General features: G+C 61.2%; 22 protein-coding genes. 18 read left to right on the forward strand and 4 right to left on the reverse strand.

All coding sequences use genetic code 11. The annotated features are described in order from the left end of the window. Positions 1 to 137: 137 nt before the first annotated feature. Together WC811_RS10125 and moaB are read left to right on the forward strand one after the other, a co-directional pair. The gene (locus WC811_RS10125) at positions 138 to 1022 is read left to right on the forward strand and encodes a uracil-DNA glycosylase (protein ID WP_372643913.1); all 885 of its coding nucleotides are present in this window, start codon (positions 138 to 140) and stop codon (positions 1020 to 1022) included. 20 nt (positions 1023 to 1042) lie between these two features. After that, entirely contained in the window at positions 1043 to 1585 is a 543-nt protein-coding gene (gene moaB, locus WC811_RS10130) for a molybdenum cofactor biosynthesis protein B (RefSeq protein WP_372643916.1), read from the forward strand. 3 nt (positions 1586 to 1588) lie between these two features. Here the strand turns inward: moaB and WC811_RS10135 are convergent, their stop codons facing one another. Next, positions 1589 to 2299 (reverse strand): TIGR04283 family arsenosugar biosynthesis glycosyltransferase, encoded by a 711-nt coding sequence (locus WC811_RS10135; protein WP_372643919.1) that lies wholly within the window; start codon positions 2297 to 2299, stop codon positions 1589 to 1591. 150 nt (positions 2300 to 2449) lie between these two features. Between WC811_RS10135 and WC811_RS10140 the strand changes: the two genes are divergently transcribed. From WC811_RS10140 to WC811_RS10150, 3 genes are all read left to right on the forward strand, one after another. Beyond that, entirely contained in the window at positions 2450 to 3562 is a 1113-nt protein-coding gene (locus tag WC811_RS10140; protein WP_372643922.1) for a PA0069 family radical SAM protein, read from the forward strand. Between the two features lie 32 nt (positions 3563 to 3594). Beyond that, positions 3595 to 4236, forward strand: a complete 642-nt coding sequence (locus tag WC811_RS10145; RefSeq protein ID WP_372643925.1) for a ribonuclease HII — start codon at positions 3595 to 3597, stop codon at positions 4234 to 4236. 250 nt (positions 4237 to 4486) lie between these two features. Then, entirely contained in the window at positions 4487 to 5602 is a 1116-nt protein-coding gene (locus tag WC811_RS10150; protein WP_372643928.1) for a site-specific DNA-methyltransferase, read from the forward strand. 75 nt (positions 5603 to 5677) lie between these two features. On the opposite strand, the gene mutY is transcribed toward WC811_RS10150, so the two are convergent. Continuing rightward, positions 5678 to 6808, reverse strand: a complete 1131-nt coding sequence (mutY, locus tag WC811_RS10155) for an A/G-specific adenine glycosylase (RefSeq protein ID WP_372643931.1) — start codon at positions 6806 to 6808, stop codon at positions 5678 to 5680. Positions 6809 to 6854: 46 nt separating this feature from the next. Here mutY and WC811_RS10160 point away from each other — a divergent pair, with 46 nt between their 5' ends. The 10 genes from WC811_RS10160 (at position 6855) to WC811_RS10205 (ending at position 15797) form a co-directional block, all read left to right on the forward strand. Then, positions 6855 to 7451 carry a DUF721 domain-containing protein gene (locus WC811_RS10160; RefSeq protein ID WP_372643933.1) on the forward strand — a complete coding sequence of 199 codons (597 nt, stop codon included), beginning with the start codon at positions 6855 to 6857 and terminating at the stop codon, positions 7449 to 7451. 141 nt (positions 7452 to 7592) lie between these two features. Next, positions 7593 to 8261 carry a DsbA family protein gene (locus WC811_RS10165; RefSeq protein ID WP_372643937.1) on the forward strand — a complete coding sequence of 223 codons (669 nt, stop codon included), beginning with the start codon at positions 7593 to 7595 and terminating at the stop codon, positions 8259 to 8261. Between the two features lie 12 nt (positions 8262 to 8273). Beyond that, on the forward strand, positions 8274 to 9083 hold the full coding sequence (locus tag WC811_RS10170; RefSeq protein WP_372643940.1) for a DsbA family protein: 810 nt from the start codon (positions 8274 to 8276) through the stop codon (positions 9081 to 9083). 60 nt (positions 9084 to 9143) lie between these two features. Beyond that, a complete protein-coding gene (gene smc / locus WC811_RS10175; RefSeq protein WP_372643942.1) occupies positions 9144 to 12605 on the forward strand; it encodes a chromosome segregation protein SMC in 3462 nt (1153 codons plus the stop codon). A gap of 111 nt (positions 12606 to 12716) precedes the next feature. Then, the gene (locus WC811_RS10180) at positions 12717 to 12965 is read left to right on the forward strand and encodes a hypothetical protein (RefSeq protein ID WP_372643944.1); all 249 of its coding nucleotides are present in this window, start codon (positions 12717 to 12719) and stop codon (positions 12963 to 12965) included. A gap of 231 nt (positions 12966 to 13196) precedes the next feature. Beyond that, complete coding sequence (locus WC811_RS10185) at positions 13197 to 13604, forward strand: AtpZ/AtpI family protein (protein ID WP_372643948.1); 408 nt, start codon at positions 13197 to 13199, stop codon at positions 13602 to 13604. 50 nt (positions 13605 to 13654) lie between these two features. Then, entirely contained in the window at positions 13655 to 14371 is a 717-nt protein-coding gene (locus tag WC811_RS10190; protein WP_372645751.1) for a F0F1 ATP synthase subunit A, read from the forward strand. Between the two features lie 92 nt (positions 14372 to 14463). Then, positions 14464 to 14688, forward strand: a complete 225-nt coding sequence (locus tag WC811_RS10195) for a F0F1 ATP synthase subunit C (RefSeq protein WP_372643952.1) — start codon at positions 14464 to 14466, stop codon at positions 14686 to 14688. 47 nt (positions 14689 to 14735) lie between these two features. Next, positions 14736 to 15293 (forward strand): F0F1 ATP synthase subunit B', encoded by a 558-nt coding sequence (locus WC811_RS10200; protein WP_372643954.1) that lies wholly within the window; start codon positions 14736 to 14738, stop codon positions 15291 to 15293. A 12-nt stretch (positions 15294 to 15305) separates the two neighbouring features. After that, complete coding sequence (locus tag WC811_RS10205) at positions 15306 to 15797, forward strand: F0F1 ATP synthase subunit B (RefSeq protein WP_372643957.1); 492 nt, start codon at positions 15306 to 15308, stop codon at positions 15795 to 15797. Positions 15798 to 15901: 104 nt separating this feature from the next. Here the strand turns inward: WC811_RS10205 and WC811_RS10210 are convergent, their stop codons facing one another. After that, entirely contained in the window at positions 15902 to 16477 is a 576-nt protein-coding gene (locus tag WC811_RS10210) for a hypothetical protein (RefSeq protein WP_372643960.1), read from the reverse strand. Between the two features lie 259 nt (positions 16478 to 16736). On the opposite strand from WC811_RS10210, the gene ispH reads away from it, so the two are divergent. The 3 genes from ispH to rnhA all read left to right on the forward strand — a co-directional run bounded on the left by ispH (position 16737) and on the right by rnhA (position 19290). Further along, positions 16737 to 17738 carry a 4-hydroxy-3-methylbut-2-enyl diphosphate reductase gene (ispH, locus tag WC811_RS10215; RefSeq protein WP_372643963.1) on the forward strand — a complete coding sequence of 334 codons (1002 nt, stop codon included), beginning with the start codon at positions 16737 to 16739 and terminating at the stop codon, positions 17736 to 17738. A 122-nt stretch (positions 17739 to 17860) separates the two neighbouring features. Beyond that, positions 17861 to 18832 (forward strand): homoserine kinase, encoded by a 972-nt coding sequence (locus tag WC811_RS10220; protein WP_372643966.1) that lies wholly within the window; start codon positions 17861 to 17863, stop codon positions 18830 to 18832. Next, a complete protein-coding gene (gene rnhA / locus WC811_RS10225) occupies positions 18829 to 19290 on the forward strand; it encodes a ribonuclease HI (RefSeq protein ID WP_372643969.1) in 462 nt (153 codons plus the stop codon). The genes WC811_RS10220 and rnhA overlap by 4 nt, the downstream gene beginning before the upstream one ends. A gap of 13 nt (positions 19291 to 19303) precedes the next feature. On the opposite strand, the gene WC811_RS10230 is transcribed toward rnhA, so the two are convergent. Continuing rightward, positions 19304 to 19801, reverse strand: coding sequence for a peroxiredoxin (locus WC811_RS10230; protein WP_372643972.1), 498 nt, complete (start codon positions 19799 to 19801; stop codon positions 19304 to 19306). Positions 19802 to 19805 lie beyond the last annotated feature (4 nt).

The raw sequence follows: 19805 nt of genomic DNA on the forward strand, positions 1-19805 counted from the left end.
CACCTCTATGGGATGTTCGGAATTTCATTAATCTCGATTAGGTTGTGGGAGGGGAAGCGTCAAGTTGACCAATAACGCACCTCGACGGCGTCCGGATGCGTGCATTTCTCCCGCCGCGTCCTTATTGTCCTAGCCCGATGACAAGTTCTTACGATCAAGACGAAATGCTGGCGCTGCTCGGTTGGTATCAGGCCATGGGAGCCGACGCCGCCGTCGGCGAGGTGGCGCATGACTGGCTGTCGCGTGGGGACGAGGCACCCGGCGCCGGTTTTTCGTTGCCGAAGCGCGAAGCGGGAAGCGCGATAAATCCTTCGCCTGCCCCGGCCGCGCTCCCGGCCGCAAGCCCTTCGGCGCCACGACCGGCGGCCGTCAGGAGTGCTGGAACTGTCGAAACTGGCCGGCCTCGGGCCGCGACGCCGCTTGGCGCGAGCGAAGCCGAAACCGGGGCCCGCCGCATCGCGCGATCGGTCGATTCCCTCGACGGCCTCGAAGCCGCGCTCCGGGATTTCGACGGCTGCGGATTAAAATCCACTGCGACGAAGCTTTGCTTCTATCGCGGCGCAGCCCAAGCCGACGTCATGATCATCGGCGAAGCGCCGGGGCGGGATGAAGACCTTGCCGGCAAGCCGTTCGTCGGGCGGGCCGGACAATTGCTCGACAAGATGCTCGCGGCGATTGGGCTGACTGAAGCTGACGTGCACATCACCAACATCGTCTACTGGCGTCCGCCCGGAAACCGCACGCCGACGCCGCAGGAAGCGCTCGCCTGCCGGCCATTTCTCGAACGGCAGATCGAACTCGTTGCGCCCAAGATGCTGGTCGCCGTCGGCGGCTCGGCGGCAAAGGAAGTGCTTGGCGCCGCGGAAGGCATCATGCGGCTCCGGGGCAAGTGGCGCGAGGTCACCGTCGGCGACAGAAAAATTCCGGCAATCGCGACCTTGCATCCGGCCTATTTGCTGCGGACACCCGCCGCCAAGCAGCATGCGTGGATCGATATGTTGCAGATAAAGTCGAAGCTCTAGACAACCCAACGAGGCTTGCCATGGCCGGCATCGACGCCGAACGCCAGTTCCTCCCAATCCGGATCGCAGTTCTGACGATGTCGGATTCGCGCACGCTCGCGGACGATACGTCCGGCGCGTATCTGGAACGCTCGATCGGCGAAGCAGGGCACGTTCTTGCCGACCGAAAGCTCGTGACGGACGACAAGGCCTTGATCCGGAGTATTGTCGAAAGCTGGATCGACGACGCCTCAATCGATTGCGTGATTACGACGGGCGGCACAGGCTTCACCGGACGGGACGTCACGCCGGAAGCAATCAAGCCGCTCTTCGAGAAAGAGATCGAAGGGTTCGCGATCCTGTTTCATATGCTGTCGTTTCAGAAGGTCGGGACATCGACGATCCAATCGCGCGCGTGCGGGGGAGTTTCGCGCGGAACCTATATCTTCTGTCTGCCGGGTTCGACGGGCGCCTGCAAAGACGCATGGGATGGCATTCTGAAATTCCAGCTCGATGTCCGCCATCGCCCCTGCAATTTCGTCGAGATTCTGCCCCGGCTCGAAGAGCACCGCCGAACGGCGTGATGCCTAGGCCTGCGTCTCGACCTTGCCGTGCAGCCGCGCGATCATGCTAACGGGGATGCCGGCGCCGTAAAGCACGCGACAGACCTGATTGCGGAACGAATGCGAGAGATAGCCGTCGCGCCGGTATCTCTCGGCGGACGTTACGGCATTGGCGTCGAGCATGGCGAGACGACGGCGTCCGAGACGTCGCGCGAGATCGAGATCTTCCATGATCGGCATATTCTTATAGCCGCCGACTGCATCGAAGAGCTGACGCGGGATCAGCAGGCCTTGATCACCATAGGGCACGCGCAAGATCTTACAGCGAAGATGCACAAGACGCTCGACCAGCCACGGCGCAATGCCTTTGTCGTCGAGCCGGAACGTGAAAGCGCCCGCCGCCATCGTGTGCTCGCCGCGATCGACGCGACGCATGAAGGACGTGGCGCTGCGCTCCCAGCCGTCTTCGAGAACCGTATCGGCATTCAGAAAAAGGAGCCAAGGAAAGCGGGCCATCGCGGCGCCCTGCGCCAATTGCCCGCCGCGCCCCGGAGCGCTCTCCACAACGTCGGCGCCAGCCTGGTCGGCGACCTCGGCTGTGCCATCGCTCGAACCGCCGTCGACGACGATAACCTGCCTCACGATACCATCGACGGCCGCTGGCACGAGCGCCGATAGCGTCGCCGATAACGTGTGTTCAGCATTCCGGGCGGGAATGATTACTGAGATCATCATCTTTACCTGACACGGCATCCCGCGCGCGGCAAGGCGCGCCAAGTCGCGGGCCTTAACCAAGCGGCGAGAGGACTGGCGGCTTACGTTTGTTCTTTATTTGTTCTTATTTGCATGCTATTCGGAGATCGAACTCAACAGACCTTGAGAAAAATGGCACCGGAACGAGACACGCAACACCGCATAGAGACACCGCACGGGGTCGATTCCGAGCGACGGCGCGGCCGGGGCGCCAGATCCAATAAAACCGGGCGCTTCGAGTCTGAAGCTCACGAAGCGTTCGACGACGGATGGGAAAGCCTCGGCGACCTCGATGCCTTCAAGACAGAGGTGATCGAGGAAGCCGCTAAATCGATCATCTCACACAACGACAGCCCCGACGTTTCCTTCGATAGCTCGATCAATCCGTACCGGGGCTGCGAACACGGCTGCATCTATTGCTATGCGCGCCCAAGCCATTGCTATCTCGGGCATTCGGCGGGTCTCGATTTCGAGACGAAGCTTTACGCGAAGCCGAACGCGGCCGCCCTGCTCGAACGCGAACTCAAGAAGCCGAGCTACAAGCCGCATACGATCGCGCTCGGCGGCAATACCGACCCCTATCAGCCGATCGAGCGGGAGCGGCGCATCACGCGCTCGATCCTGGAGGTGATGGCGCAAACCAATCATCCCGTCGGCATCATCACGAAGTCGGCGCTTGTTGCTCGGGACATCGATATCCTGGCGCCGATGGCGGAAAAAAATTTGGCAAGGGTGGCTGTCTCAATCACGACGCTTGACCGCCGCGTCGCCCGCTCGATGGAGCCGCGCGCCGCGACGCCACCCAAGCGCCTCGAAACGGTTAAGAGGCTTTCTGACGCCGGAATACCGGTGACGGTCATGGTCGCGCCGATCATCCCCGGACTGACGGATCACGAGATAGAGCCCATTCTCGAAGCCGCACGCGATGCCGGCGCGCGCGACGCCGGCTATGTACTCCTTCGCTTGCCTCTCGAAATCAAAGATCTCTTTCGCGAATGGCTGGCGGAAGAATTTCCCAACCATGCCGACAAGGTCATTTCGCTTCTGCGCTCGATGCATGGGGGTAATGACTACACGCCGGATTTCGGCGTGAGGCAGGTTGGGCGCGGACCTTACGCGACGCAGATCGCGCTCCGCTTTCGGCTGGCGAAGAAGCGGCTTGGCCTCGGGGAAAATCGAGTTGCCATGCGAACCGATCTCTTCCTGCGGCCCGGCGGCGGTGGACAACAACTTTCGCTGCTTTGACAGCTGGACCGTGGGGATGACTAAATTGGCGCATGAAGATCGCCGATTCGCGCATCAGGCCGACGTTCGAACTCGAAGCCGCCGAGCATCAGCTCGGCTCGAGGCCGATCGCGGGCGTCGATGAAGCCGGACGCGGCCCCTGGGCAGGCCCTGTCGTTGCGGCGGCCGTCATTCTCGACCCGGATAAAATTCCGGCGAACATCGACGACAGCAAGGCGCTCGACGAAGACTCGCGCGCGTTTCTGTACCATCGCATCATGAAAGTCGCGATCGTGGCGGTCGGCATCGCCGAGGTCGACCGAATCGACCGCGAGAATATTCTCGGCGCAACCCTGTGGGCGATGTCTCAGGCGATTGGTCAACTCGCGGAAGCGCCGAAGCTCGTGCTGGTCGACGGCAACAAGGCGCCGCGTGTCGCGATGGCAACCCGCACCATCGTCAAAGGCGATGCCAAATGCCTGTCGATCGCAGCGGCGTCGATCATCGCGAAGGTCACGCGCGACCGCATCATGATGCAGTTGGCGCGCGATTATCCCGGATACGGATTCGAGCGTCACAAGGGCTACGGCACGCCGGAGCATCAGGCCGCGATCAACAAGCTCGGAGTTTCACCGTTGCATCGGCGTTCGTTCAAGCCGGTGCAGCTCGCGCTCGGGCTCGGCGCGCTGGCTTGATCGTTAAGACTCTGTATCCTTTGTTGTCTTCGATCTCATCACGAGGCTGAAGATCGGTGAGCTTCCCGAGGACGAAGCAAACCGAAAACCCGCAACTGATCAGGTTGCAGATCGAATCAAAAATATAAATCGCTTGCACGCGTTGAGAGCGTATCCAAGCGGACTCCCGATGATGTAGAAAGCTCGACAGGCCGCCGCGTAATGTCAAACGCAGGTCTTCACGTTTCAGTAGCGTAGCAGGTTCGAGTTCATGGGTTCGCGTCGCGTCAAGGGCCGCTCGGAGAGCGGAAAGATTCTCGTTGGTGATTGTATTGCTGAGCTGAAGAAGCTCGAAAGTTCGAGCGTCGATCTCGTCTTCGCGGATCCGCCTTACAATCTGCAGCTTGCCGGTGATCTTCTCAGACCCAACAACACCAAGGTCGATGGCGTCGACGATCAATGGGACAAGTTCGACGACTTCGCGACGTATGATTCATTTTGTCGCGAGTGGCTCGCCGAATGCCGCCGCGTGTTGAAGCCCGACGGCGCGCTTTGGGTCATCGGCTCGTACCACAATATTTTCCGTCTCGGCGTCGCCATTCAAGACCTCGGCTTCTGGATTCAGAACGACGTCATCTGGCGCAAGGTGAATCCGATGCCGAACTTCCGCGGCAAGCGTTTCACCAACGCGCACGAGACGATGATCTGGGCGGGTCGCGATAAGAAATCGCGCGTGACGTTCAACTACGAAAGCCTGAAGGCATCGAACGAAGACGTGCAGATGCGTTCCGATTGGCTGTTTCCGATCTGCTCGGGGCCGGAGCGATTGAAGGACGACGGCGGACGCAAGGCGCATCCGACGCAGAAGCCCGAAGCGCTGCTGCATCGTATTCTGATCTCGTCGACGAAGCCCGGCGACACCGTGCTCGACCCGTTCTTCGGCACGGGCACGACGGGCGCCGTCGCGAAGCGGCTCGGACGCAAATTCATCGGCATCGAGCGCGACATCGATTACGCGAAGGCGGCGGATGAGCGGATTGCGAAGGTTCGTCCGCTCGATCTCGACGCGATCGAAGCGATGCCGTCGAAACGCACCGAGCCGCGCATTCCGTTCGGGCAGATCCTGGAACTCGGAATCCTAGAACCGGGCCGCAAACTTTTCGATCCGCGGCGCGAAGTTCGTGCGGAAGTGCGGGCGGACGGCACGCTGTTTTACGCAGGGCAGCAGGCGTCCATTCATCGTCTCGGCGCCATCGTGCAAGGCAAAGCCGCCTGCAACGGCTGGACGTTCTGGCACTTCGAAGTCGAGGGCAAGCTGAAACCAATCGACGTGCTACGTTCCGAAGCCAAACGTCAGCTCGGCTTGAACAGCCGCATCGCGATTTAAACCTGTCATCCGCGCGTAACGCGAGCTGTCGTGGATGGCCGCCCACGCGGCCATGACGGATGGGGATGGGTATAATTAGTTGTCGGCCAAGCCGTGGGCGATGACTTTTTTCATCACGGTCGGCAAGGCTTGCGCATGAAGATCGCGGCGCTGGACCCAGCGGCAGCGTTCCTGCTCGGCCCATAGCGTAAAGCTTGTGTCGATTGGAACAAGCGCCCGATAGACAACGAGTTCCAAGCGGAAGTGCGTGAAGACATGCACGACGGTTCCCGCCGCCTGCATCCACGACGTCGTGACGGGTGCTGCCCGCATGGCTTCGGTTCGCGCGGGTAACTTCTCACCCCAAACCGTCGACGGCACTTCGAGCATGCCGCCGAGCAATCCGGCTTCGGGACGCTGGCGAAGCAGCACGGCGCCGTCTTCGCGCTGGACGAGAAACGCAACACCGTAGCGTGACGGGCGCGCGGCCTTCGCGGCTTTGATCGGTAGAAGCTCCGCTAGATTTTGGGCGCTAGCGGAGCAATCTTGCTGCACGGGACAAACGAGGCAAGACGGATTTTTCGGCGTACAGATTTCGGCGCCCAAATCCATCATGGCCTGAGCGAAGTCACCGGCGCGGCGTTGCGGCGTGAGCGTCGCGGCGAGCCGTTTGATCTCAGGCTTGGCGCCTGGAAGCGGCTGCCGAACCGCGAACAAACGCGAGACGACGCGCTCGATGTTGCCGTCAACAGGCGTCGCCTTTTGGCCGAAGGCGATCGCCGAAATTGCGGCGGCCGTATAAGGCCCAATACCGGGGAGTTTCAGTAGTTTGGCTTCGGCGCGGGGAAATGCGCCGCCGTGGTCGCGAACGACGGCATCGGCGCAAGCCTTCAAATTGCGGGCGCGGGAATAATAGCCAAGGCCCGCCCATTGCTGCAGAACCTCTTCAAGCGGTGCGGCTGCCAGCGCCGAGACCGTCGGCCAGCGGGCCACGAATTTCTGGAAGTACGGCACGACCGCCTTCACGGTCGTCTGCTGCAGCATAATTTCAGACAGCCAGACGCGATAAGGATCTGCGGCCTTGCGCGGGCCATAGCGCCAGGGCAGATCGCGCCGTTCGGCCTCGTACCACGCGAGCAGAGACCTGACCGTCAACAGGCCAGCAGGCCGCAGCGGAAGCTGCTGCTGCTTTCTGCCGAGAGTCACATTTTCCTGGACCGCGCCCATGCGCCCTTTATCTCCGGTTGCGCGGGAACCTCGAATCGCATCGACAATGGTAGCTGTCCTTTACGTCACCACAAGCCTGCTCGCCGAGAGAACGCAGTTGCCGGACCCGCAACCCACAGCCCAGATACGCACCCTGCCGCCCGATACGCGCGGCTCCAAGGGCTATTTCGCGAAGTCTGTCGGGGCGTTCGTTCCGAAGGTGACGGCGGCGGTGTTCCAGAAATTCGGGTTTCACAGCGCCGAGATCATGGCGTCGTGGGGAACAATCGTCGGGGCGGAACTGGCGCGACTGACGCGACCGGAGTCCATCAAATGGCCGCGGGGCGGAAAAACGCCGGTCGACACGGCGGAGGATGAGGGCCGGACGGCTGGCGCAACGCTGATCGTGGCAACGGATCCGGCCTTCGCGCTTGAGGTTTCCTATCGACACAAGGAAATTATCGATCGGATCAATCGATATTTCGGTTATCGCGCTATTGCGCAGATCAAGGTCCATCAGGTGCCACGCCTCCAGGACCCGGCGTCCGCCAAAACATTGACGCCCGCGCCCGTACAGGCTGAGCGCATGACCGGCGGGACGGGAGACCTCGTGGCCGCCCTCGAAGCGCTCGGAAGAAGTGTCGCGGCGGCTAACGCGCGCTGAAGCCGTTCTTCACCCAAATTGCCGATCGTTTGGTTGCTATTCATCCCGGATTGGGCTTATTCGGGCGCCGGAACCGTACCCGGCGGGACGTTCTTTGACCGCTATTCAGTTACGAGATGCATTCCCAGAGGAGTTGGGACCTTGATCAAGTTCAAAAAATTCATTCCGGGCCTGCTTGCTTTGGCGACTGTCGCCGGCGTCGCGTTCGCAAGCGCAGAGCCGAGCTTCGCCCAGCGCAAAGACGGCCCGGCCGAGGTTCCGGTGGAAGAGCTCATGAAGCCGACCGACCTCCCGGATCTGACGCTCGGATCGGCAGACGCGAAAGTCACGGTCGTCGAGTATGCGTCCATGACGTGCCCGCATTGCGCGCACTTCTCCAACGACATTTTTGAAGACTTCAAGAAGAAGTACGTCGACACCGGCAAGGTCCGGTATGTGTTCCGCGAGTTCCCGCTCGACAATCTTGCAGCCGCCGTCTCGATGCTGGCGCGCTGCGCGGGCAACGATAAGGCCATTCCGATGATCGAGACATTCTATGCAAAACAGCAGGACTGGGCGTTTGCCAACGGCAGCCCGGTGCCGAAGCTGTTCGACATTGCGAAGCAGGCTGGCTTCACCCAGGATAGCTTCGATAAGTGCCTGACGAATCAGAAGCTTCTCGATCAGATCACGGCTGAGCGCACGCGTGCCAGCGAGACCTTTGGCGTCAATGCCACACCGACGTTCTTTATCAACGGCAAGAAGCTGCAAGAGGCTCCATCGATGGAAGCATTTGATAAGGTGATCGGGCCGTTGCTCACGGCGAAGTAACCGGAAACTCGAATGCTTCTTGCTCCCTCGTTCCGCTTTGCTGCCGTTTTACTCTTAACCGGCTGGCTGGCGGGCTGCGGTTCGTCCCTGCCGTCGCTGTCACCGGCGACGGCGAGCATCTCGACGGACAGCAGCGGCCTCGGGGCTTATTCCTCGACGACTTCGGACACAGACGCATCGATGCCGACGCCGTTCGGCGATCCGAACGCCACCGCGTCGACCGGCCGTGAGGTTATTCAAAATCCGACTGTCGCCGACATCATGGCGCAGAGCCCGCTGCCCGAAATGAGCTGGGGGCGGCCGGACGCGCCGGTGACGATCGTGCAGTACGCATCCATGACGTGCCCGCACTGCCGGAACTTTCACCTGACGGTCTATCCGGAACTGAAACGGCGTTTTATCGATACGGGGAAAGTCCGCTACATCCTGCGCGAGTTCCCGATCGGCAAGAGCTCGGGCAACGCGACCATCGCGCTGCGCTGCGCTGCGCCCGACAAGTATCTGGAACTCTATGGAAAATTCATGGAGCAGCAGCCTTCGTGGGTGAGCCTCGAAGTGCGGCTCGACGCGATTTACGCCGTCGCCAAACAGGTGGGGATGACTCGCCCGCAGTTTGATGCTTGCTTGCAGAATCAAGACATGATCGCGAAGTTGAAGTGGGTTAAGGATCGTGGGCGCAAGCTCGGCATTATTGGAACGCCGAACTTTTTCATCGGCACGAAGCTTCTCAAGAAGGAGCTGACGCTCGCCGAGATCGCCGACTACGTCGAGCAGGCCAATCAGCAGACCGGCATGCCGACGGCCGCTGCCAGTCCCCAGTAGGGACGCTTAGCGACGGTCCTGAGCCACGGCGACACGGCATCGAGGACTGACACAACCGGCATGAAAATTACGCGGCTCAGGCTTCTGGGATTCAAATCCTTCGTGGACCCGACTGAGCTTGTCATCGAGCCGGGCCTTACCGGAGTCGTCGGCCCCAACGGCTGCGGCAAATCCAATCTCCTCGAAGCGCTTCGCTGGGTCATGGGCGAAAGCTCGCACAAATCGATGCGCGCCGCCGCGATGGACGACGTGATCTTCTCCGGGAGCGGCGGGCGGCCGGAGCGGCAGAGCGCCGAAGTCACGATGTTCCTCGACAACAGCGCGCGGAAAGCGCCTGCCGAGTTCAACGGCGGCGACGTCATCGAGATCACGCGACGGATCGAACGGGAAGCGGGCTCCGCCTATCGCATCAACGGGCGCGAAGTGCGTGCGCGCGACGTCAAGGTTCTGTTCGAAGATGCGGCGACCGGCGCACGTTCCCCAGCCCTCGTCCGGCAGGGCCAGATCGGCGAAATCGTCAATTCGAAACCGGAACAGCGCCGCCGCATTCTGGAAGACGCGGCGGGAATCGCAGGGTTGCACACGCGCCGGCACGAAGCGGAACTCAAGCTCAAGGCCGCGGAAGCCAACATCGAGCGCGTCAGCGACGTTGTCGGGCAGTTGCAGTCGCAAACGGAAGCTTTGAAGCGGCAGGCGCGGCAGGCCCGGCGCTATAAAGAACTCTCGACCGAGATCCGTCAGCAGGAAGCGCTGGCGTTGCATCTGGCGTGGCAGGACGCGCAGCAGAGTGTGGAGAGCGAAGAAGCGCGCCTCTCCGATACGATGATGCGGCTCGGCGCGGCGACGCAAGCCGAAACCAAAGCCTTCAACGACGAGCTTCGGCTTGGCGAGGTTTTGCCGCGGCTCCGGGAGGCTGAAGCGGTGAAGGGCGCGGCGTTGGCGCGCTTCAAAATCGAACAGGAAAATCTCGATCGCGAAGCCGCGCGGGCGACGGAACGGGCGCGGGAACTCGAAGCGCGCGCCAAGCAACTCGATTCCGATTTGACGCGCGAATCCGGCTTCATCCAAGAAGCCAAAGAAACGCTCGTCCACCTCGAAGCCGATCTCGCGGCCATCAAGGACGCCGACCAGAAGGCGGTCGACGACGAAGCGGCGGAGAAGAGCCGATACGAAGCGGCGGACGCGCGGCAAACCGCGACGGACGCACACTTTGCCGAGATCACACACCGCGCCGCCGACGCGCGCGCCAAGCTCCGCAGCCTTGAAGCCGCGCTCACCGAGCGAAAGGACCTCGTCGCGAAGATCTCACGCCAGATCGCGGCCTTCGATACGCAAATCGGCGATCTCGCCGCCAAGGCGCCGGACGGCGACAAGGTGACGGAGATGGCGCATCGAGGCCAGGCGCTCGCGCAAGAGATCAGCAAAATCGAAGCCGATACTCTGACTGCCGAAGAGACTGTCAAGACGTCCCAGGCCGAAGCGCGGGCACGCCGCGATGAAGCGCAACGCGTGCGGCTCGCGGCCAATGCGTTTTCGACGGAGCGCGAAACAATCGCGAAGTTGCTGGCCCGCGGCGACGAAGATGCGTATCCGCCCGCCGTCGATTACATCCGCGTTTCGCCGGGATACGAAACGGCGCTTGGGGCCGCGCTCGGCGACGATCTCGAAGCGCCGATCGCTCCGGAAGCGAGCGTACACTGGCGTCATCTCGATCTTCCGGCGGAAGATCACGCCTTGCCAGCCGACGCCGAGCCGCTCGTCATGCACGTCGAAGCGCCAATGGAGTTGACGCGGCGGCTCCGCCAAATCGGAGTCGTGAAGCGCTCCGAGGGCGCGCGTTTGCAGCCCCACCTCAAGCCCGGACAGCGGCTCGTGTCGCCCGAAGGCGATCTGTGGCGTTGGGATGGCTTCGTCGCGGCCTCCGACGGCGTGACGCCTGCAGCGCAGCGCTTGGCGCACAAGAACCGCTTGGCAGAGCTCGACCGGAGTGCGCAAGCGGTTCTGAACGAAGCCAAGGATACGATCGATGCCGAACGCACCGCAGGTTCCGCCGCGCAACAGGCGGATGCCGAGGAGCGGCGGTTGCGCCTGCTCTGGCGCGAAAAGCAGACCGAACTGGCGCAGGTTCGCCAGCAGCTTACTGGGCTTGAGAAACTTCAACGCGAGAGCGAAACGCGGCTTGCTGCGGTCACGGCCCAGCGCGCGCGGGCCGACGAAGATCTGACGACGGCGCAAGCACGCCATGTCGAGATCGAAGCGCATATCGTGACGATGAGTGAGGGCGAAGATCTCGAACCCTTGCTCAAGTCGGCGCAGACGGAAGCCGAGCAGGCGCGGCGGGAAGTTTCGGAACTGCGCGTCCGGCTTGGCAGCCTCGAACGCGACAAGCAAATTCGTGCTGAACGCATCCGGCATTCGAACGCCGAGATTGCGCGGTGGAAAGGACGTCAGTCGAGCGCGGAAACGCAAGTCGAAAGTCTTGCAGCGCGACTCAAAACGGCGCGCGATGAAATGGCGGCGACGGCGGACCTGCCCGCGAGGATCGCCGCGCAGCGCGAGACGCTGCTCTCTGCCCTATCGCACGCGGATGAAGAGCGTCGTGGCGCGGCAGACTCCCTGGCGGAAGCAGAAGCGGCCGTCAAAGCCGCGACCGACGCCTTGAGATCCATCCAAGCTGAAGTTTCGGCTTCGCGTGAAGCCAATGCGCGCGTGGAGACGCGTCTTGAGAATGCGCGGCAGAAACGCCAGGAAGCGGCGCGCCACATCCGCGAGACATTCGAGGTTGCGCCTGAAAATTGCTTCTCGCTCGCGGCGCTTCCCGAGGCGTCGGCGATCCCGGCGCTCGTCGATGTCGAACGGCATCTGTCACGGCTCAAGTCCGATCGCGAGCGTCTCGGCGGCGTCAATCTTCAGGCGGACGACGACCTTGCGGAGGTCTCGAAGCAGCTTGAAGGGCTGATCGCGGAGCGCGACGACCTCGAACAGGGCATTGCGAAGCTGCGGCAGGCCATTCAGCAGCTCAATCGCGAAGGCAAGTCGCGGCTCGATGAAGCCTTCAAGACCGTCAACGCGCACTTTGAGCGGCTGTTCACGCATCTGTTCGGCGGTGGCGAAGCACGTCTTGAAATGATCGAGAGCCCCGAAGACCCGCTGGAGGGCGGACTCGAAATCATCGCCAAGCCTCCCGGCAAGAAGCCTGCGACGCTGTCGCTTCTTTCGGGCGGCGAGCAAACGCTGACGGCGCTGTCGCTCATCTTCGCGGTGTTCCTGACCAACCCGTCGCCGATCTGTGTGCTCGACGAGGTCGATGCGCCTCTGGACGATGCGAACGTCGACCGCTTCTGCCGCCTGATGGAGCAGATGGCAGCCGAGACGGCGACTCGGTTCCTGGTCATCACCCACCATCCGATGACGATGGCGCGCATGAACCGGCTGTTCGGCGTGACGATGGGCGAACGAGGCGTGTCGCAGCTGGTGTCCGTCGACCTGCAGACGGCACAAAGCTTCCGAGAAGCCAGCTAACGTATTGAAATACCTATAGCTCTGTGCTGGCTTGCCGACGATAACGTGCTTGTGCAGGAACCTGTCATACACGGAGGCGTTGCGCTCCATAAGGATAATGGAGATCGCCCCATGCAATCAGATCAAGATCCTCGTGCCCGACGCGATGTCATCGGACCGACGGACGCGCGTCAAGCCAGCCCGCGGAAAATGAACTTGCGGGTTTTGATCGCCTCGATGGCGCTTGCGCTGGTCGTCGGCGCGGTGCTGGTCGGTGGTTTCTGGCACGAAACGCCGCCGCGCGTCGATTCTTCGTCGGGCGGCAACGCCGGTCAGAATTCAGTAGCGCCGCAACCTGCGCAAAATTCGTCCACCCCATAAACATTGCCCAAAAGTCGGACTAAATGATGAGGCTTTTGCTGTTAAGGCGAAGGCCTTTTTTTTGCGCATCACGCTGAAAACAGTTCAGAAAGCCTGCGCGGTTTAGCCGTACCCCGGTGGTCGATAGCCTTATGCCCAATTCCTTGACACCCCTAGACCCCCTAACTATGGTCCGCGCCGTCGATCTCCCTTAAGCGGCCGGTTTTCCGCGTTATCTGGATGGTTTGAACCATGTCAGCCGATGGCAAGGATCAGAGTCCGGAAAACGGGCAAATTAGCCCGGAAGACCGCGAAGCCATTCGCAAGCGGTCAGCGGAACTTGGCCAGAAGCTCGATGCGCTTAAAGCGCAGAAAGCGAGCGCTGAGCGGTCGACGGGTGGTGGGCCTCAGGATGGGTCCGCCTACGGAGCCGCCTTCAAGTTTGCGGCCGAGTTGATCGTCGGTGTTGTGGTCGGCGGTGGACTGGGCTGGTTTCTTGATCGGCAGCTCGGAACAGCGCCGTGGCTGATGATCCTTATGGTCATTATCGGCTTTGCGGCGGGCCTCTTGAATGTTGTCCGCGCCGCTCAAGCAGCGCAGGCAAAGAATGAACCGCTACAAAAGGCGGCGCCGTCCGTCAAAAATGACGACGACGAATAAATACTAGGGGGTAGGCCTTGGCCGTTGAAGGCGCCGGACATCACGGTCCGATGGAGCAGTTCGAGATCACGAAGATCGTAGATCTCGATCTTTTCGGTCACGACATTTCGTTCACGAACTCATCACTGATGATGGTCGTGGCGCTAGGGCTTATCGTCGTCTTCATGATTTTCGCAATGCGCCGCCGCTTGCTGGTGCCGTCGCGCATTCAGTCCGTGGCCGAACTCAGCTATGAATTCATCGCGGGCATGGTGAAGCAGAACATCGGGCCGGAAGGCATGAAGTTCTTCCCTTGGGTGTTCACGATCTTCGTCTTTATTCTCGTGCTGAATATCTTCGGCCTCATCCCCGGCAACTTCGCGGTCACCAGCCATATCATCGTCACGTTCGCGCTTGCCATCATGGTCTGGCTCGTTGCCACGTTCGTCGGATTCTGGAAGCACGGCGCCGGTTATCTGAAATTGTTCGCTCCCGAGGGTGTCCCGATCTGGCTCATGCCGATCATCATCCCGATCGAACTCACGTCGTACCTCATCCGTCCGATCAGCCATTCCGTGCGTCTTTTCGCAAACATCATGGCGGGACACACCATGCTCGAAGTCTTCGCAGGCTTCGCGGTGCTTCTTCCCTGGTGGGGAAAGATCGCGCCCACGGGCTTCATGGTGGCTTTTACGGGCCTTGAACTGCTCGTTGCATTTCTGCAGGCCTTCATCTTCACGGTCTTGACCTGCATCTACCTCAACGACGCAGTTAACATGCATCACTGAACATTGCAGAGCGAAGAGCGGGTCAACCGTCAGCGCCCTGTTTTGCTTGTCTATCTGAAACAACTCAAACTGCACTTAAAGGGAGATACTCAATGGATCCGCAAGCCGCCAAGTTCATCGGCGCTGGCCTCGCCTGCTTCGCGCTCATCGGTGCCGGCATCGGCATCGGCAACATTTTCGGCAGCTACCTCGCTGGCGCGCTGCGTAACCCGTCGGCTGCTCCTTCGCAGTTCACCAACCTTCTGATCGGCTTCGCTCTCGCTGAAGCAACCGGTCTTTTCGGCCTTCTGATCGCGCTCATCATCCTCTACGGTTAAGACTTGGCCGGGAAGACTGAATCACGCCCGATCAACCGGAGGCTATGATGTTTGCCGGCACGACAATGCTGTTCACGGTCGCCGCCGAGGCGGCCGAGGGAGCTGCCAAATCCGGCGGCTTGCCTCAGCTCAATACGCACACCTTTGAAACGCAGCTTTTCTGGCTCGTCCTGACGTTCCTGGCGTTGTTTTTCGTCATGTCGAAGATCGCGTTGCCGCGCGTCGGCGAAGTGATCGAAGAGCGCCGGGACCGGATCAAGCGTGACCTCGACGCCGCTGCGCGCCTCAAGGATGAGACCGACAAGGCGCTCTCGGACTACGAGAAGGCGCTTTCAGACGCCCGCACGAATGCGTCGGGCATCGCGAAGGAAACGCGCGAGAAGCTTGCGGCCGAAACGGACGCCGAGCGCCATCGCGTCGACGATCAGATCGCGGTCAAGCTTCGTGACGCCGATACGCGTATCGCCGCGACGAAGACCAAGGCGCTTTCGGCCATCGGCGAGATCGCAACGGAAACGGCGCGGGCTGTCGTCGAGAAACTTATCGGCCAGGATGTGCCTGCCGATGACGTGAAGAAGGTGCTGCGTCCGGTTGCGGGCAGTTAAGGATTTAGGACAATGCTCGATCCAGACAATCCGCTTTTCTGGGTTCTTATCGCCTTCGTGGCGTTCATCGCCCTGCTTGTTTACTATCGCATTCCAGCGGTCGTAGCGAAGGCGCTCGACGATCGCGCCGACGGCATCCGCAACGAACTCGACGAGGCACGGAAGCTGCGCGAGGAAGCACAAGCGCTGCTCGCCGACTATCAGCGCAAGGCGCGTGAAGCCGAGACGGAAGCGCAGTCGATCATCGAGCAGGCGAAGCGTGAGGCCGATGCGCTGGCGACCGATGCCCGTAAAACTCTGGCCGAGAGCCTGGAGCGGCGTACAAAGATCGCCGAGGACAAGATCACCCGAGCAGAGGCACAGGCTTTGAGCGAAGTTCGCTCGACTGCTGTAGAGACGGCGCTGGCGGCTGCTCATGAGATCCTGAAGTCGCGCGCTGGCGGGGCAACCGGCGATGGGTTGATCTCGCAGTCCATCAGCGATCTGCCCGGCAAGCTCAACTGAGCAGCGACGCGTTACCGCTATCAACCAGACGATTGCAAAAGGCTGGGCTTATCGCCCGGCCTTTTTTGTTTGCGCGGAACAGGATTTGAAAAGACGTTCGGCCGTCAGCCCGAACTCGGCGCCTTGCTGTCGAAACCGACAATGAGCTGGTATTCGCCAGCACGTGTGCCTTCGGCAATGGGGAACGTGACGGTACGGACGGTCGAGAAGTAGCTGATCGGCTTGTCGAGACCGACATTCACATCGAGCTTCACGCTGTCTGACGTGATTCGCGTCCGCTTGCCGTCGTTGACAGCCACAGTGATGGGGAGCGTGACGCTTCCCGGCTGACCCTTCGGCCCTAGAAGCAGACGGCCAGAGAAGCCGTATTTCACAGTCACGCGGCCGGGCTCAACTTGGCACTCACGCGCCGTCTTGGTGATCTCGCCGCGCTGCGCGACGGCAAGAGCATCACCGACGTGGCCGACTTCATAGAAGGTGATGTAGTTGTCGTGCGGCGCGATGACGAGACGTGGGCAACCAGCATCGACATCGCCGACGAACGTGCTTCCCGTGGCGCTTGGATCACCCGATTTGGCGGCGTCGAGCAATTGGGCTTCCGATACCGAGGAGACTTGCGTTTCTCCGGAGGAGCTGCCGCCGAACATCCCGCCGCCGAGCCCCGACGTGAGTGAGGACATTCCACAGCCACCCAGGGCTGCCAACGGCAGAGACAACGAGGCCGCAGCCATTATCCGGGCAGCGGGCGCGAAGAAGTGGCGCGCCAACGTCACATGCCCGCCAAAAGGATGGCGATAACCCTTGTTGCGCAACACTGTCCCCCGAGGTTCGGATCCCCGGCCCCTTGTATTGTCAGAAAAGCACCGTAGCATTCGACGCCACTGGCCCCCAAATGCATTTTCATGCATGCCGAACGAATATAGAGGACGTCTTTCTTCCATGTCCGGCCTTAACCAAAGCGAAGCGACCGTGAACAAGCCGCCCCTCAAGATCCTTCTCGCTGCGCCGCGCGGGTTCTGTGCCGGCGTCGATCGCGCAATTCAAATCGTAGAACAGGCTTTGACTAAATTCGGCGCCCCCGTCTACGTCCGTCATGAAATCGTGCACAACCGTTACGTTGTTGATTCCCTGCGGGCCAAAGGCGCCGTTTTTGTGAAGGAGCTGGATGAGATTCCAGATACGGAACAGCCCGTGATCTTTTCAGCACACGGTGTGGGCAAGGCCATTCCCGCTACAGCGCGCAGCCGGAACATGTTTGTCGTCGACGCGACCTGCCCGCTGGTTTCGAAAGTTCATATGGAATCAGCGCGGCATTTCGAGCAGGGCCGGGAAATCATCCTCGTCGGACACGCCGGTCACCCGGAAGTCGTCGGTACGCTGGGGCAGCTCCCGGAGGGCGCCATAACGCTGATCGAATCAGCCGAGGACGCGCAAACGTTCACGCCGAAGGACGCTTCGAAGCTCGCTTACGTTACGCAGACGACGCTGTCGCTCGACGATACAGCCGAGATCGTGGCCGTGCTGAAGGCGCGATTCCCGGACATCGGCGGCCCCGTTAAGGAAGATATCTGCTACGCGACGACGAATCGTCAGAACGCGGTTAAGGCTCTGGCGCCCAAGATCGACGGATTGATCGTTGTCGGCGGCCCGAAAAGCTCGAACTCGCTGCGCCTCGTCGAGGTGGCGTCGCGTGCGGGGTGCCGATTCTCGTTCCTGGTCGAACGCGCGGCCGACATTCCCTGGGACAAACTCGACGGTGCGGAGACAGTCGGCATCACGGCGGGCGCGTCGGCGCCGGAGATTATCGTCGAGGAAGTGGTCGAAGCGTTCCGCAGCCGCTATGATGTCACCATCGACGTCGTAACGACGCTCGAGGAACGCGTCGTCTTCAACGTGCCGCGTGAGGTCAGGGTCGCACGCGCTCCGGCCGAGCAGCACTAGAGCATTTTCCGCCCCGATTGAATCGGAACGGAGCTCTGGTTTTTGTTTTGACGCGTTTTCTTCACGCGAACCGGTATCCACTTCGCTCGAAAGCGCTCTAGCTCCATTCGGCACGCAGGACCATGGCGGTTTACACGGAAGTCAGCGACGACGAGCTTGCACGCTTTATCGCCGGGTATGGACTCGGAAAGTTGCTCTCGTTCAAAGGCATCGCTGAAGGCGTCGAGAACACCAACTATCTGGTGCACACGACGCGCGGCACATTCATTCTCACGATCTATGAAAAGCGGGTCGACGTCGCCGATCTGCCGTTCTTTCTCGGGCTGATGGAACACCTATCGGCGCGCGGCGTGACATGCCCGCTGCCGGTGCGCGATGCGAACGGTCATGTTCTCAATGAGCTTGCCGGGCGGCGGGCGGCGCTGATCACGTTTCTCGAAGGTGTCTGGCCGAAGCGGCCCAAGGTCGAGCATTGCCTCGAACTCGGGAAAGCACTCGCGCAAATGCACATCGCGGGCGAAGGGTTTGCGCTACGGCGCGCCAACGCGTTGGGGCTTACCGGCTGGCAACCGCTGTTCGACAAATTCTCCGCGCGAACGGGGGAGATCTGTCCGGGCCTGCATGAGCTGATCGCCGACGAACTTCACTTCCTTCAGCGGTCGTGGCCGCAGGATCTACCGCAGGGCGTCATTCACGCCGATCTCTTTCCCGACAATGTTTTCTTCGTCGACGACAAGCTTTCGGGGATCATCGATTTCTATTTCGCCTGTGACGATGCGCTCGCGTACGATATCGCCATCTGCCTCAACGCCTGGTGCTTCAATGCGGAGTCCGCGTTCGAGCCCGCGAAGGGTGCCGCGCTTCTCGACGGCTATGACAGTGTTCGTCCGCTGAGCGATGGCGAGCGCGATGCTATTCCGACGCTCGCGCGCGGCGCGGCCATGCGCTTCCTGCTGACACGGAGCTATGACTGGCTTAACACCCCGAAAGACGCGCTGGTCGCGCGTAAGGATCCCGCCGATTACATCCGGCGGCTCACTTTCCACCAATCCGTCCGAAGCATCGCAGATTACGCACCGCAATTGATCGCATGACAACCGAAGACCCCAAGATCCAGATCTACAGCGACGGCGCCTGCTCGGGAAATCCGGGGCCGGGCGGCTGGGGCGCCATTCTCATTTCCGGCGAGCATCGGAAAGAGATCAACGGCGGCGAAAAGCTGACGACCAACAATCGCATGGAGCTGAAGGCCGCCATCTCGGCGCTCGAAGCGCTCAAGAAAAAGAGCGATGTCGATCTTTGGACCGACAGCAGCTACGTGCGGAACGGCATCATGTCGTGGATTCACGGCTGGAAGAAAAACGGTTGGAAGACGGCCGACAAGAAGCCCGTCAAGAACGCAGAGCTTTGGCAGGAGCTCGACGCGCTGCGCGGCAAGCATAACGTGACGTGGCATTGGCTCAAGGGCCATGCCGGGCACCCGGAAAACGAGCGCGCCGACGAATTGGCGCGTCTTGCCATGGCGCCATTCAAAGGGCGTGGGGGCGGCTGAGTTTCCCGCCGTCCTAGAGCGAGCGGTCGATCATCGAACATAGCGTCGCCGCGCTCGACTTATCGGCTATCGGCGGCGAGTCCTCGACGTTCAGGACCTTCACGACGCCATCTTCGACGAGCATCGCGTAACGCTTCGATCTGAGACCGAGGCCGAAGTTCGAAAGATCGATTTCGAGGCCAATAGCCTTCGCGAAATCGCCGGAACCGTCGGCGAGCATTTCGATCTTGCCGGTTGCGCCGGTGTCCTTCGCCCAGTTCGACAAGACGAAGATGTCGTTCACGGCGGTGCAGACGATGGCATCGATGCCTTTGGCCTTCAGCTCATCGACCCGGTCGACGAAGCCCGGCATATGGGTCTTGCTGCACGTCGGGGTGTAGGCGCCCGGAACTGCGAACATGGCGATCTTCTTGCCGGAGAAAACGTCGCCGACGGTCGTCGGCATCGGTCCGTCCGGACCCATGACCGTGAATTTTCCGTCTGGGAGATGATCTCCGACCTTGATCGTCATAGCG

Origin of the sequence: Hyphomicrobium sp., from assembly GCF_041659645.1 — a bacterium.
Taxonomy (GTDB): domain Bacteria; phylum Pseudomonadota; class Alphaproteobacteria; order Rhizobiales; family Hyphomicrobiaceae; genus Hyphomicrobium_B.

Excerpts from the sequence above, each read along its gene's own strand:
- mutY (WP_372643931.1), bottom strand. The coding sequence starts at position 6,808 with ATGGGCGCGGTCCAGGAAAATGTGACTCTCGGCAGAAAGCAGCAGCAG.
- WC811_RS10200 (WP_372643954.1), top strand. The coding sequence starts at position 14,736 with ATGTTTGCCGGCACGACAATGCTGTTCACGGTCGCCGCCGAGGCGGCC.
- WC811_RS10150 (WP_372643928.1), top strand. The coding sequence starts at position 4,487 with ATGGGTTCGCGTCGCGTCAAGGGCCGCTCGGAGAGCGGAAAGATTCTC.
- WC811_RS10195 (WP_372643952.1), top strand. The coding sequence starts at position 14,464 with ATGGATCCGCAAGCCGCCAAGTTCATCGGCGCTGGCCTCGCCTGCTTC.
- ispH (WP_372643963.1), top strand. The coding sequence starts at position 16,737 with ATGTCCGGCCTTAACCAAAGCGAAGCGACCGTGAACAAGCCGCCCCTC.
- WC811_RS10135 (WP_372643919.1), bottom strand. The coding sequence starts at position 2,299 with ATGATGATCTCAGTAATCATTCCCGCCCGGAATGCTGAACACACGTTA.
- WC811_RS10210 (WP_372643960.1), bottom strand. The coding sequence starts at position 16,477 with ATGTCCTCACTCACGTCGGGGCTCGGCGGCGGGATGTTCGGCGGCAGC.
- WC811_RS10170 (WP_372643940.1), top strand. The coding sequence starts at position 8,274 with ATGCTTCTTGCTCCCTCGTTCCGCTTTGCTGCCGTTTTACTCTTAACC.
- WC811_RS10145 (WP_372643925.1), top strand. The coding sequence starts at position 3,595 with ATGAAGATCGCCGATTCGCGCATCAGGCCGACGTTCGAACTCGAAGCC.
- WC811_RS10185 (WP_372643948.1), top strand. The coding sequence starts at position 13,197 with ATGTCAGCCGATGGCAAGGATCAGAGTCCGGAAAACGGGCAAATTAGC.
- WC811_RS10125 (WP_372643913.1), top strand. The coding sequence starts at position 138 with ATGACAAGTTCTTACGATCAAGACGAAATGCTGGCGCTGCTCGGTTGG.
- WC811_RS10190 (WP_372645751.1), top strand. The coding sequence starts at position 13,655 with ATGGAGCAGTTCGAGATCACGAAGATCGTAGATCTCGATCTTTTCGGT.
- WC811_RS10220 (WP_372643966.1), top strand. The coding sequence starts at position 17,861 with ATGGCGGTTTACACGGAAGTCAGCGACGACGAGCTTGCACGCTTTATC.
- WC811_RS10205 (WP_372643957.1), top strand. The coding sequence starts at position 15,306 with ATGCTCGATCCAGACAATCCGCTTTTCTGGGTTCTTATCGCCTTCGTG.
- WC811_RS10140 (WP_372643922.1), top strand. The coding sequence starts at position 2,450 with ATGGCACCGGAACGAGACACGCAACACCGCATAGAGACACCGCACGGG.
- WC811_RS10160 (WP_372643933.1), top strand. The coding sequence starts at position 6,855 with ATGGTAGCTGTCCTTTACGTCACCACAAGCCTGCTCGCCGAGAGAACG.
- moaB (WP_372643916.1), top strand. The coding sequence starts at position 1,043 with ATGGCCGGCATCGACGCCGAACGCCAGTTCCTCCCAATCCGGATCGCA.
- WC811_RS10230 (WP_372643972.1), bottom strand. The coding sequence starts at position 19,801 with ATGACGATCAAGGTCGGAGATCATCTCCCAGACGGAAAATTCACGGTC.
- smc (WP_372643942.1), top strand. The coding sequence starts at position 9,144 with ATGAAAATTACGCGGCTCAGGCTTCTGGGATTCAAATCCTTCGTGGAC.
- WC811_RS10180 (WP_372643944.1), top strand. The coding sequence starts at position 12,717 with ATGCAATCAGATCAAGATCCTCGTGCCCGACGCGATGTCATCGGACCG.
- rnhA (WP_372643969.1), top strand. The coding sequence starts at position 18,829 with ATGACAACCGAAGACCCCAAGATCCAGATCTACAGCGACGGCGCCTGC.